Raw genomic sequence first — 12,388 nt, 5'->3', positions numbered from 1 at the left:
AAATTAGTTCGAATAAGAGCGAACAGAAACAAACAAAGGTTTGTCGGCTTCTACAAGAAGTTTTTTCGGAGCCGCAGTGACTACTGATCCTGGAGATTCTACTTTAAAATCGTATTCTCCAGGAGCGAGAAGGATTCGTTTGACTTGGAAGTTGGCAGGAATGGTCCTCCAACAACGTAAGTCAGGAGCAATCGTTTGTGAAACAGCAAGTCCAGCAGCAGCACCGGCCGCAACTCGGATCAAACTAGATACCAAATCATTGTTTTTTCCTTTTCCACCAGATTCAATGGCACGAGCCAAAGCTTCCGATGCAATGACCGCAGCCACGACCTTAACTGCCAAAGAAGTTAGGTTCTTTGTGATGAGAGTTTTATAACTTTCATTGAAGTTATTCATCGCTGTTTCAGAATAATTGTTCATGACGTCCGAATACCCAACATCCACACCATTGACGTAATATTTTTTAGGAAGGGAACCTTTTGGATCTCTTTCTTTGTAAATAGGAATTGGGTTTTCTGCAACTGCTAACGCAGCAATGGCACCTGCAAGAGAAGCACCGGCTCCCTTGGCGATAAGCCCTTTTTCCACAGCACCACGAAGGACTGCAGCAAAGTATTCATCTTCGATGAGTTTTCCCCGAGACATTTTGATGGCAGATTTCCCAGCTTCATGGATGATGATGACCTCAGAAAGTTTGTCGTTTTCTGGGGAAGTTCTTTGCATAGAACTATTGTAAGCCTGTAAACTAGAACGTCCAGCTGCGTATTTTGCTTTGTCAGTAGAATCACCTTCTTTTGCAGCTAACAAATACCTGTCGGCAGTTAGATTTTGGCTTTTTCCAATGAGTTGTTCCATATTTTTGTATTGGACTCTAGCGTCATTGTAACGACCAAGACTTTCAGAAACATAAGCATCGATCAGACGAGCAGCATTGTTTTGGCGATAATCTGCTGACAAAAAACGCATTTCTTTTAGTTCGAAATCGAGTCTTCTGAAATAGATTTTTGCATTGGCTGTATCACCTTGGAGTAGGTAATTGTTCGCAATGTAAAATTTGATCATCACTCTTTCGAAGTCTTCCCCGGTATAATTGGATTCGTTATCTGATAAAATAAACGATAACCCTGACCGCGTCATACTGACTTTGATATTGTCTGCGATATCTTCTGCATCTTTGAAAACTTTATTAGAGGTAACGTAATCCCCTTTGGTATGAAAGATCATACCAGCTTCCATCAAAAACAAAAGTTTGTCCTTATTGGAAGAACCCTCGTAGAGTTCTCTAATTTTAGGAATGGCAGAATCATAGTTTTGCCCGTAGTATGCCGATTCGGTTGCTTGGATGATTTTGTTATAATCACTGGCACAACCGAGAATGAGAAAAGAAAGGAGAAGGATCGATTTTTTCATGGAGTGATGGGCAGAGATTACCAGCTAACCCCTTTATTTCCTCGAACGGCGAGTTTGCGGTAAGATACTTTTTCGGACCAAACAGCAATCGTAGTTTCTACTTCCACAAGTTCAATATTGATGGATTGTTCTACGATTTTTTCTCCATCAGAAGTAAACATGTTTTCATTGATTTCGCAACGAACAAAGAAGTTAGGTGACTTGAGTTTACCGATGGAAAGTCTATTGGATGTGAGTCCAGACAAACTGAATTGAATTTCGTTGAGAGACTGTTCTCTTGTTTTTGTGCGAACTGTAAAAATTTTACCTTTGATGAGTTTGGAAACAAAAGCATTATCAAAAAGTTCGGTTTGGATTTGTTCGGATGTATCGTTACGAGTGGGGAAGTGAGCAACGAAGACACCTTCTTCATGTGGGTTTTCTTTAAAGTACTCCCCAATTTGGCCTGCAAGTTTGTCTGCGGCTTTCACCAATTCCTGGCTTGTAAGCCCACCTGAGTCGGAGATATAATCATCAGCGTTGTCGAGTCGTTTGGGACTGCTACTGCATTGGAATAAGAATCCTACTAAGAGAAACGAGAAAAGAATTTGTTTCATAACCCCACTTATATGGGGTATGAAAAGCGGTCTTGTCAATTCCAAAAATCGACTTTCAGTTCTTCCTGTTTTGCACTGCGATAAGAAGTTTTTTCTTCTTCGGACATTTCTAATAATTCCCTAGCATAGATCAGGTCTACCACTTTGCGGAAAAACATAGGGCTTTCCCAGGATTGGATTTCCCATTTTTCTTTTTGGTAGAGTTCGGCTTTTTTCTTTAGAAAAATTCTCTTTCGTTCCCTGGAATAACTGTAGGGATTTTTCTGAATATAATCTTCGAGATAAGAAAGAAGCCAAACTGGTGGGGTTGTCGGGTGTTTTGGAAAAATGAGATTACGAAGTACAAGGGGAAAAATTTCTTCTGCCAGGCGATTCACGGCTGTTAGTTTTTCAAAGGAAGAAAGACCTTCTGTTTGTTCCACTTCCAAAGTTTTTTCCTTCCAATTCATAAATGCAACATACACTGCGTAGAGGACATGGCCTCTTTCGTCTGGATAGGTTTCGAGTAAATGGGCATAGGTTTTGTCCCTGTCCCCTTCCCATTGATAGGATTCCTTTCCGCGAAGGGTTTCTAAAAAATCACGTAAATCGGAAGGATATCCAGGCCCTTGTAGAACCTCTGGACGATTTTGTAACCTCTGCCAATAGACCTCAGAGCGGGAATCGTAAGAAGATTCTTTATGATCAGGGTTCGTTTTTTTCTGAAAAAGGAAATAGACAAGACCACCCAAAAGGAGGGAAAGTAGAATCAGTATGAAAAGGAAGATAGTTATTTTCTTTTTATTAACAGGCATTGTCTTTTCGGCGAATGGTTGTAAAAAAGAATCAACAGAGGATTCTGAAACAGAATTACTGGGTTCGATTCTATCGCAAGGAAGCGCGATCCAAGCCGCTTGTCAAAGATTTATTTTATCAGAATCAAACTGCGTGGCAGCTTCCGATTCCAGTTCCAATGTTTGTTCTGGGCTGATTTCGAACCTAAAACGAGAAATCCTTCCACAAGAGTTGAGTACAGATTCGGTAGCCATTTTATACTTTGATTGTTTTACAAAAACTAATTATGCGTATAACTTTTCCAAGGCTTGTAGCCAAAATTCTTTTAATTCTAATTCTGATTACCGAAGAGTCCAAAGAGTAGGGACTTCTCAGGCAGAAATATCTTGGCGTGTAGCCTTCAACAAATGTGGATCTTTGGAAAATGAAGTTCCACCTTCCGATTCTGGAATTGCGGAAACGAACACTATGCTTCGTTCTGATCCGTTTTAATCTTCACTTAAGGAGTGTTATATGTCTCTAGTTACTAAAGACCAGTTGGTTCAAAAATTAAATCCTATTTATCTTCCTCACGAAATCGAGGAACGGATCATTCCACTAGCGGAAGAAATAAACCGCCTTAAAAAAGAAAAAAATGCAGTCATCCTTGGGCATAATTACATGACTCCCGATGTTTTTTGGGGAGTGTCCGATATCATTGGAGACTCTTTGTATCTTTCCAAAATGGCAAAGGAAACAAAGGCCGATATGATCCTTTTTAATGGGGTTCATTTTATGGCAGAAACTGCTAAAATTTTATCTCCAGAAAAAAGAGTTCTCATCGCAGACTTAAAAGCTGGTTGTTCTTTGGCAGAAGCCATCACAAGAGACGATGTCAAAGCACTCAAAGCAAAATACCCAGGTGTTCCCGTAGTTACGTATGTCAACTGTTCGGCGGAAGTAAAAGCAGAAACTGATGTATGTTGTACTTCGGCCAATGCCTTACAAATCGTCAATGCAGTAGAAGGAGATACTGTTATTTTTTTGCCGGATGAATATTTGGCAGGAAATGTTCGCAATCATACAACTAAAACTATTATTTCCCATCCTGGTCGTTGTATGGTACATGAAATGTACACTCCTGAAGACATTAAATCCGCAAAACGATTGTTCTCTGGTGATTTAACTGTCATCACTCATCCTGAATGCCATGAGGATGTTGTAAAAGAAGCGGATTTTTCTGGATCTACTTCGCAAATGGTGGATTTCATTCGCCAAAGCAAAACAAACAAAATTATGTTAGTGACAGAATGTTCGATGGGTGACAACCTTCGGGCCGAGTTTCCAGAAAAAGAATTTGTATCCACTTGTCAAACCTGTCCCCACATGAAAAAAATTACTTTGGAAAAAGTAAGAGACGCACTTCTCAAAGAACAATATGAAATCTTTTTGGATGAAGAAGTGATTCGTCTCGCACAAAAGTCTGTGAACCGAATGTTAGAATTGAGTTATAAAAAGTAGGAACTATGTTTAGAGTTGGAAACGGAATCGATTTTCATAAATTAATCCATGAACCTTTTCGCCCGCTCATACTTGCCGGTGTAGAGATAAAATCAGAATTTGCCTTTCTTGGTCATAGCGATGCTGATATCGTCTTACATGCAGTGGCAGATGCCATTCTCGGAGCTTTGGCTCTCGGGGATATTGGAGTTCATTTCCCTGATACAGACCCTCAATATAAAAACATGAAGTCCACTCGTATCATTGATAAATGTTTAGAACTCATCGCAGAAAAAAAATTCAAACTTGTGAACGTTGATTGTACTTATGTGGGTGATCATCCTAAAATCAATCCGATCCGTGCGGAACTGAACGAATCTTTGGCCAATATCATCAAATTACCGTTAGATTGTGTTTCGATTAAGGCAACTACCTCGGAAGGAATGGGTTCTCTTGGACGAAGCGAAGGTGCGATGGTGATGGCGACCGTTTTACTCGAAAGTACGAAGGCTAAATCTTAGAACAATTTTTGTTTTCCATCAGCAATGTGGTTTAGATCCGCAGTGCTAAAAAATAAAAATAAAAGTTTGGAAAGGGTATTGGGACTAGTTTCGGCTTCCCAGGTTCCATGAATGCGAACACCGTTCTGGATGATCTCCCAACGGTATGACTCTTTTAGAATTCGGTAATGTTTGAATCCTTCTGTAGAGATTTGGAATCCAGAATTTTGTGCGTTTGTTAAGGTGGTTGTGCTTTTTACTGGTTCACCCATTATTTTGGATTCCCAGGTTTCCCCCACTACAGGGGCGCGAAAGGATTTGGGTTGGAAGGATTCATAAAGAATCTTTTGTACTTGTTCCGGTTTGATTGTGACGTCCCAAGTCCGCTCGACTCTTGTTTCACTTTGTCGGAATACGGCTACCGCAAAAACCAAAACAAAAACGCCAAAGACACGAAGATACCAAATCATATCTCCATTGAAAAATCTATTGCCTAGGGATCGATTGAAATTTATTTTTCTCCTACCGAAGGGAAACCCTAGGTGAGGGTTTTGCCACTGCAAGCAGGAAGAGAAATATCATCAAAACGTGTCTCGGGACTGGTGCAGGTGTACCAACGCGAGAATCATCTATCACGCCACAACAATCCATTTCCTGAAATTTTAGATGATACGGTTTATGTTCGAATTCTGAAAGATCCTAATTACTGGATCTCTCAAGATTTGGAAGATAAAATCATCCAAATCATAGCTCAGTCTCTGGACATTTCTGGAATTTTATACCATCTGGGAACAGAAAGTCTCATCACCAATGCTTATGATTTATTACCTCTTGATGATTCAAGGATTGATTTAGAGGAAATGATCCAACGTCTTCCTATTTTAATTGGTCGACTAACACGCGCAGTTTATTTAAATCTAAAACCAATTTCGGATCGTAAAGTTTTATTTATATTCAAGTATTTACCAGAGTACCAAGAGAAATGGTATGATGCTGTCTTTTTTCAAGGAATGCTAAACGGTCTAGCCGTTCTTTTTGAACTTAAAACGTTTACGATCCGGATGACAAAAACTCGGCTTTTTGGAATCCATGTTTCGCATAAAGAGTTAGGTGAAGACATTCAGTTCGGAGCCGACTCCAATGAGTATGAGTTGGAGTGGTCGGAAGATAAAATGTTTTTGTCTAGATCTCGATTGACAAAAGACGATGTATCGAACCGCCATCGTGTGATGGTGACATCTCGTATGGATTCTCAGTTGGAAGAAATTTCGATTGTGGATGTCAAAGATGTAGTAAGAAGGTCCAGGGAACTTGCGATTGAAAACAGGGATTTGGAAGCAGCCGTTGAAGTTTTAAAATCTTTCAAACAAGAGTTGGAAAAAAAACAACTCTCCATGGCAAAAGACTTACGTCTGGCAAAAAACATACAGAAAGGATTAATTCCAGAAATCATTCCCGACTGGAATGGAATCCAGTTTTGGACTGGGTTTACTCCGATGCAAGAAGTCAGCGGTGATTATTATGATTATTTTCCGTATAACATGGATAAATTGGGGGTAGCTGTTTGTGATGTGTCCGGTCACGGAGTTCCTGCGGCATTCATTACTGCTTTGTCTAAGTTATTGTTTTCGAATTATAAAAAACCAAAACCATCGGAAACATTCAAACTCATCAATCGAGAACTTTTAGATTTAGTCAAACAACAAGGATATACAACTTGTGTTTATGTTTTAATTCATGATGATTATAAAGTTTTGTATTCCATTGCCGGACATCCAAGGCCAATATTGTTTCGTGCGAAAACAAACAAAACTGAAATTTGTGAAGGGGATGGAACTTTCCTCGGAATGTTCCCTGATGCTGGCGAAACTTTTTCGGATTTTCAAATCCAATTGGAACCTGGTGATAAATTATTTTTATACACTGATGGACTCACAGAGGCAGAAAATGATAAAGGAAAAGCTTTTGGAGAAGACAAACTTATCGAAATCATAGAATCTTGCGCGGAAAAATCCATCCAAGAAACGGTAGAAACCATTCTTAGCATCCACAAAGAATTTACTATGGGTACAGATCCCATGGATGATATCACTCTTCTCGGCCTTCAGTTATCACCCAGATTATCAGAATTTAATTTGATCAAATCCAAAGGTGATGAAGCTTATCGGAACAAACAATTTTCAGAGGCAGTTACCTTTTATGAAAAAGCACATCAAATTTTACCTCGCGAACTAGATACCCAACTTCTATATGGAAAAGCATTGGCTTATAGTGGTAGTTTTGAAAGAGCCATTCAATTGTTAGAATCTTATAATAAATTCAAAACCAATCATTTTAAGTCACATTCTGTTTTGGGATATTGTTATTACCAAATGGAAATATTTGAAAAAGCGGAACTTGAATGGAAAAAAGCGCACTCCATTAATGATTCTAATTTATCTAACTTATACAACATGGCGTTACTTTATAAAAAATTAAATGAAAAGAAAAAAATGAAAGATATCATCGAAAAGATGAAATCGATTGAAAGAACTTATCTTCATATCCTTCCACTTGAAAAGAAGTGGGAGTCTTTATCCGATGAATAGAATTAAAGTTTTAATTTTATCACTTTGTTTTTTTCATTTTAGTTTTCCTAAAGACCATAGTTTCCATTCTGATTATGGATTGGAGTGGTGTTACTTCGTTGGGTTTGTAGAATCTAAGTCGGGAAATCTTTATGGTTACGAACTTTCTTTTTTCCGATTGAAGTTTTCGGATGATACAGATTGGAATCCTGAAATTTTTCCTGTTCATTTTGCCATTTCTGATTTTTCCTCTAAAAAACATTATCAGTCGCAATCCATCAAACGAACCATAGGTGACCTTGCTGGGTATACAGACAAAACCATTTATAGCGGTGATTACCAATTAAAAATCATTTCCAAAGACCAGTTTCATATCTTGGCCGAATCAAAATCAAAAGATTTGCGTTTGGATTTGAACTTAGTGGGGAATGGAAAAATTCTGATTCATGGCAAAGATGGTGTTTCCATCAAATCCAATCGAAATCCAAATATATTTTCGTATTATTATAGTTATCCGAGGTTGAAATCTACAGGAAAACTATCAGTAAATGGAAAACAAGAAACCATTGTTTCGGGAAGTTCTTGGATGGATCATGAATGGAGCGAAAAAAATGCAAAGTCCATTCCTAGTCTTGCCACAGGAAAAACCAGCTGGGACTGGATTTGTTTATCAGATGATTTCGGTGGTGATTATGTTTTTTTTCGATTTCGCGAATCGGATACACGTCCCCCAGAGATTTTTGGAACCTATCGAAATCCAGAAGGAAAAATTACTTCTTGGACGAAGCCTGGTCAAATCCAAATGGAACCCACAAAGCCTTATTGGAAAAGTCCAAATACTAAAATCAAATATCCCCTACACTGGAAAATCCAATATCCAGGTGGTATTTGGATGGTTTCTCCTCTATTCAATGAACAAGAGTTTGATGGAACCAAATCAACCGCGACTATCTATTGGGAAGGTGGGGTGACGGCCGTAGATTCAAAACAAAAAAAGTCTGCGAAAGGATATTTAGAATTGAAAGGTTATAAAAAACCGAAAGAGTGGTGGGAGTTCTAAGATATGTGGAAATATTTTCTAAAACGGTTTTTACTCATCTTTCCTACCTTACTTGGAATTACTTTCCTTGTTTTTTTGATTTCCCATTTTGCTCCCGGTGGCCCACTCAATAGCGAAATTGCAAAATTGAAAGGTAGTGGCAATTTAGCGGGTGCTTCTACCAAACAAATTTCCCAGGAAGAAATTGAACTCATCAAACAAAGGCTTCATTTAGACAAACCAGCACCCGTGGCCTACTTACTTTGGTTAAAACAAATTGTTCAATTTGACTTGGGTGAGTCTCGTTTGCATTCCAGAAAAGTTTCTGATCTCATTGTAGAAAAACTTCCCGTATCACTTTTTTTTGGACTCTCTGGTTTTTTTCTAACGTATTTGATTTGTATTCCTTTAGGGATCCAAAAGGCCCTTAAAGAAGGCAGCCGTTTTGATTTCATTTCTAGTTTTATCATCTTTTTTACTTATTCCCTTCCTGTTTTCGCCTTTGCGATGTTACTTTTGTATGTTTTTGCCTCTGGTGAAGTGTTTTCTTTTTTTCCTTTGGGACATGAAGTCTCCGACTTCTATGAAGATTTGAGTTTTTGGGGAAAGGTAAATGATCGTTTAACTCATATGTTTTTACCTGTGATCTGTTATGTGGTAGGAAGTTTTGCTGTCCTTACCTTACTTATGAAAAACAGTCTACTCGATCAAATTGCAAAGGAATATGTTCGAACTGCTGTTTCCAAAGGACTTAGTTTTTCAGATTCCATTTTTCGCCATGCCTTTCGTAATTCCCTTATTCCAATTGCCACAGGTTTCGGAAGTAATTTAACTTTGATTTTCTCTGGATCCTTATTTATCGAACTTGTATTTAATATTGATGGGATGGGTCTTCTTAGTTTTGAAGCCGTCAGAGAAAGAGATACAGATCTAATGATGGGTTTACTTCTTGCTCAAAGTTTTTTAGGACTGATTGGAAAAATCATCTCTGATTTTTGTTATATACTCATTGACCCGAGGATTGATTTCGAATGAATTTTATTTCAAACCCGGCAAACATTCGTAAGTGGGAAAAGTTTAAAAAAAATAAACGAGCCTATTACTCGATGTTAATTCTTTTTTATACTTATGTTCTATCTTTGTTTTCTCCACTTCTGATCAATAACAAACCGCTATTTGTTTTGTATGAAGGGAGTTTATCTTTCCCTATTTTTAGTTTTTATCCAGAAACAAAGTTTGGGGGAGCAAATCTCACGGAACCCAATTATAAAAAACTAAGTAAGGAATCAAGGTTCCATGATTCTTCCAATGTTATGATATTTCCTCCAATACCTTTTGGTGTGAATGAAGACAATTTAGAAAGTTTAGAAGAAGGAACCAATCCACCTTCTAAACCTACGTTCAGTCATTGGATGGGAACTGATGATCGGGGTCGGGATGTATTCACTCGTATTATTTATGGATATAGACTTGCAATGACCTTTAGTTTGATCCTGATCATCGTGGAGATTTTTCTTGCTTCCTTTATTGGAGGGGTTCAAGGTTATTTTGTAGGGCGACTTGATTTGTTTTTGCAACGAATCATTGAAATCCTATCGGCGATTCCTTTTCTCTATCTGATTTTGATTATGGGTTCTTTTTTTGGGCGAGGGTTTTTTGTATTAATTGTAACTTATGGATCACTTAGTTGGATAGGGCTTAGTTATTATATGCGTGGTGAATTTTTAAAGCTACGCAAACAACAGTTTGTCGATGCGGCAAAAACATTAGGAGCCTCTTCCTTCTCAATCATAATGCGCCATTTGTTACCAAACTCCATTACGCCGCTAGTTACGTTTTTACCTTTTATTTTAATCTCTGCCATCTCCGTTTTGTCGGCACTTGACTTTTTAGGTTATGGGATTCCTGCTCCTAATCCTTCTTGGGGAGAACTTATTGGACAAGGAAGGGAAAGGTTAACTGCTTGGTGGTTGATTACTTTTCCATCAGTGGCACTATTTCTCACCATTTTGTTTTCTGCTTTTGTAGGAGAAGGATTACGCGATGCGTTCGATCCTAAGGATAAGGTGGTTTACGAATGACCAGTATCACAAAAGCCATCGAAGTCAAAGATCTATCCATCCAAATCAAAACAGATGATGGAGTTTTGCCAATTGTTGACAATGTAAATTTTCATTTGGTGAAAGGGGAAACATTAGCTCTTGTTGGGGAATCCGGTTGTGGAAAATCGATCACAAGTTTGGCACTGACACAAATCCTTCCTTCGAACACTACTTTGTACCCTACAGGTTCTATTTTATTTGAAGGTGAGGATTTATTAAAAACCTCTTCGGATCACCTAAGATCAGTTCGTGGGAGAGAAATTTCTTATGTATTTCAGGAACCATTTTCAGCACTAAACCCGCTTCATAAAATTGGAGTCCAACTCACGGAAGGTTTTTTATTACATGGCCTTGGTTCCAAAGAAGAAGCAGAAAAGAAGGCAATTTATCTACTAGAAAGAGTTGGGATTACAGATGCAAAACTGAGACTGGATCAATACCCAAATCAATTTTCTGGTGGTATGTTACAAAGAGTTTGTATTGCTATGGCTCTCATGTGTGATCCCAAAATTTTGATCGCAGACGAACCAACAAGTGCCATCGATGTCACCATTCAATTACAATTGATTGAACTCCTCAAAGAGTTACGAAAAGAAAATGGAATGTCTGTTCTTTTTATTTCTCACGATATTGGACTTGTGAGTCATATCGCCGATCGAATTGCGGTAATGTATGCAGGAAAAATGATCGAACAAGGAACTGTGGATGAGGTGATCGATAATCCCAAACATCCATACACTAAGGCACTCATTGCTGCCTACCCAAGCCATGAAAATATAGGTGAAAAATTAGTTACAATAGAAGGGATCGTTCCTTCACCAAAATCATATCCTTCAGGTTGTCGTTTCCACACTCGTTGTAATCAAAAATTAGAAGTTTGTCATACATCTATTCCCAAGGCGATTCTGATGTCTCAAAACCAATCAGTAGAATGTTTTTTATATGGAGGGAAAGAAAGTGCTTAATGTAAAAGACTTAGTTGTTTCTTATAAACAATCCCAATCTCTTTCCTTCTCTACTAAAAGACTTGTGGCAGTTGAGGGAGTTAGTTTCACAATTCCTCAAGGAAAAATTTTAGGCCTCGTTGGTGAGTCTGGTTGTGGTAAGTCCACAATCGGCCGTGCGATATTATCTTTATTACCTTTTGATTCTGGTTCTATCCAGTTTGAATCTAAGGAAATTAAAAATATTCCCAAAGAAGAACAGAAAGCTCTCAAAAGAAAGATTCAAGTTGTATTTCAAGATCCATATTCTTCGTTAAACCCACGTTTTACGATAGAAGAAATTGTCACTGAGGGTTTACAAATCCATTTCCGAAATTTAAGTATCGCAGAAAAAAAAGAAAAAGCGATTAAGGCTCTTGCGGAAGTCAATTTGCCTTCCGATATTTTACACCGATATCCTCATGAATTTAGTGGTGGGCAAAGACAAAGGATTGCAATCGCAAGAGCATTGATTTTAGAACCTAGTCTTGTTGTTTGTGATGAAGCAGTTTCTGCATTGGATATTTCTACTCAAGCTCAAGTAATTAATAATATTTTGTTATTACGTGAGAAATATGGACTATCTTATTTGTTTATATCTCATGACTTGAACATTGTAAAACACGTATCAGATCGCATCGCTGTCATGTATTTAGGACAAATCGTCGAAGAATGTAGTCGTGATGAGATTAGCAAAACACCACTCCACCCTTATACAAAGGCATTATTTTCTGCCAGTTTTGATTTAAAGGATCGAACCAAAATTTCTGAACCTTTAACGGGGGAAATTCCTAGTTTGATGAACAAACCCACCGGTTGCCGATTTCATACAAGATGTCCCATTGTAAAAGATATTTGTAAAATCCAAGAACCTATGGAAACATTTCCTACACCAACACGTAGAGTGAAATGTCATTTCCCTTTAAAGTAAAATTCTG

13 protein-coding genes are annotated in these 12,388 nt (G+C 38.1%); 9 read left to right on the top strand and 4 right to left on the bottom strand.

Annotation, left to right across the window (positions count from 1 at the left end):
- Positions 1 to 3: 3 nt before the first annotated feature.
- Genes EHQ70_RS14100 through EHQ70_RS14090 form a run of 3 tightly spaced genes read right to left on the bottom strand, consistent with a single transcriptional unit; the run spans position 4 to position 2,800 of the window.
- Complete coding sequence (locus EHQ70_RS14100) at positions 4 to 1,410, bottom strand: COG3014 family protein (protein ID WP_135587452.1); 1,407 nt, start codon at positions 1,408 to 1,410, stop codon at positions 4 to 6.
- A 17-nt stretch (positions 1,411 to 1,427) separates the two neighbouring features.
- On the bottom strand, positions 1,428 to 2,006 hold the full coding sequence (locus tag EHQ70_RS14095; RefSeq protein ID WP_135587450.1) for a penicillin-binding protein activator LpoB: 579 nt from the start codon (positions 2,004 to 2,006) through the stop codon (positions 1,428 to 1,430).
- Positions 2,007 to 2,041: 35 nt separating this feature from the next.
- Positions 2,042 to 2,800, bottom strand: a complete 759-nt coding sequence (locus EHQ70_RS14090; RefSeq protein ID WP_135587448.1) for a hypothetical protein — start codon at positions 2,798 to 2,800, stop codon at positions 2,042 to 2,044.
- On the opposite strand from EHQ70_RS14090, the gene EHQ70_RS14085 reads away from it, so the two are divergent.
- From EHQ70_RS14085 to ispF, 3 genes are read left to right on the top strand one after another with little or no spacing between them, the layout of a single operon-like run.
- A complete protein-coding gene (locus tag EHQ70_RS14085; RefSeq protein ID WP_135587446.1) occupies positions 2,760 to 3,272 on the top strand; it encodes a hypothetical protein in 513 nt (170 codons plus the stop codon). The two genes, EHQ70_RS14090 and EHQ70_RS14085, sit on opposite strands and share 41 nt — an antisense overlap.
- A 21-nt stretch (positions 3,273 to 3,293) precedes the next feature.
- Positions 3,294 to 4,280: a quinolinate synthase NadA gene (gene nadA / locus EHQ70_RS14080; protein WP_135587444.1), complete on the top strand. Its 987-nt coding sequence runs from the start codon at positions 3,294 to 3,296 to the stop codon at positions 4,278 to 4,280.
- A 5-nt stretch (positions 4,281 to 4,285) separates the two neighbouring features.
- Complete coding sequence (ispF, locus tag EHQ70_RS14075; RefSeq protein ID WP_135587442.1) at positions 4,286 to 4,780, top strand: 2-C-methyl-D-erythritol 2,4-cyclodiphosphate synthase; 495 nt, start codon at positions 4,286 to 4,288, stop codon at positions 4,778 to 4,780.
- Here ispF and EHQ70_RS14070 read toward each other — a convergent pair.
- Complete coding sequence (locus EHQ70_RS14070; RefSeq protein ID WP_135587440.1) at positions 4,777 to 5,229, bottom strand: hypothetical protein; 453 nt, start codon at positions 5,227 to 5,229, stop codon at positions 4,777 to 4,779. The genes ispF and EHQ70_RS14070 overlap by 4 nt on opposite strands.
- Positions 5,230 to 5,367: 138 nt before the next feature.
- Between EHQ70_RS14070 and EHQ70_RS14065 the strand changes: the two genes are divergently transcribed.
- From EHQ70_RS14065 to EHQ70_RS14040, 6 genes are read left to right on the top strand one after another with little or no spacing between them, the layout of a single operon-like run.
- A complete protein-coding gene (locus tag EHQ70_RS14065) occupies positions 5,368 to 7,347 on the top strand; it encodes a SpoIIE family protein phosphatase (RefSeq protein WP_135588488.1) in 1,980 nt (659 codons plus the stop codon).
- On the top strand, positions 7,340 to 8,386 hold the full coding sequence (locus EHQ70_RS14060; protein WP_135587438.1) for a carotenoid 1,2-hydratase: 1,047 nt from the start codon (positions 7,340 to 7,342) through the stop codon (positions 8,384 to 8,386). The genes EHQ70_RS14065 and EHQ70_RS14060 overlap by 8 nt, the downstream gene beginning before the upstream one ends.
- A 3-nt stretch (positions 8,387 to 8,389) precedes the next feature.
- Entirely contained in the window at positions 8,390 to 9,400 is a 1,011-nt protein-coding gene (locus tag EHQ70_RS14055; protein WP_135587436.1) for an ABC transporter permease subunit, read from the top strand.
- Positions 9,397 to 10,446 (top strand): ABC transporter permease subunit, encoded by a 1,050-nt coding sequence (locus EHQ70_RS14050; protein ID WP_135587434.1) that lies wholly within the window; start codon positions 9,397 to 9,399, stop codon positions 10,444 to 10,446. The genes EHQ70_RS14055 and EHQ70_RS14050 overlap by 4 nt, the downstream gene beginning before the upstream one ends.
- Positions 10,443 to 11,432, top strand: coding sequence for an ABC transporter ATP-binding protein (locus EHQ70_RS14045; RefSeq protein ID WP_135587433.1), 990 nt, complete (start codon positions 10,443 to 10,445; stop codon positions 11,430 to 11,432). Before EHQ70_RS14050 ends, EHQ70_RS14045 begins: the two co-directional genes overlap by 4 nt.
- Positions 11,425 to 12,381, top strand: coding sequence for an ABC transporter ATP-binding protein (locus EHQ70_RS14040; RefSeq protein WP_135587432.1), 957 nt, complete (start codon positions 11,425 to 11,427; stop codon positions 12,379 to 12,381). Before EHQ70_RS14045 ends, EHQ70_RS14040 begins: the two co-directional genes overlap by 8 nt.
- Positions 12,382 to 12,388: the final 7 nt, after the last annotated feature.

Source organism: Leptospira congkakensis, from assembly GCF_004770265.1.
GTDB classification, from domain to species: Bacteria; Spirochaetota; Leptospiria; order Leptospirales; family Leptospiraceae; genus Leptospira_A; species Leptospira_A congkakensis.
Note: the sequence above shows the minus strand (reverse complement) of the source record. Positions and strands in the feature narration are given on the sequence as shown.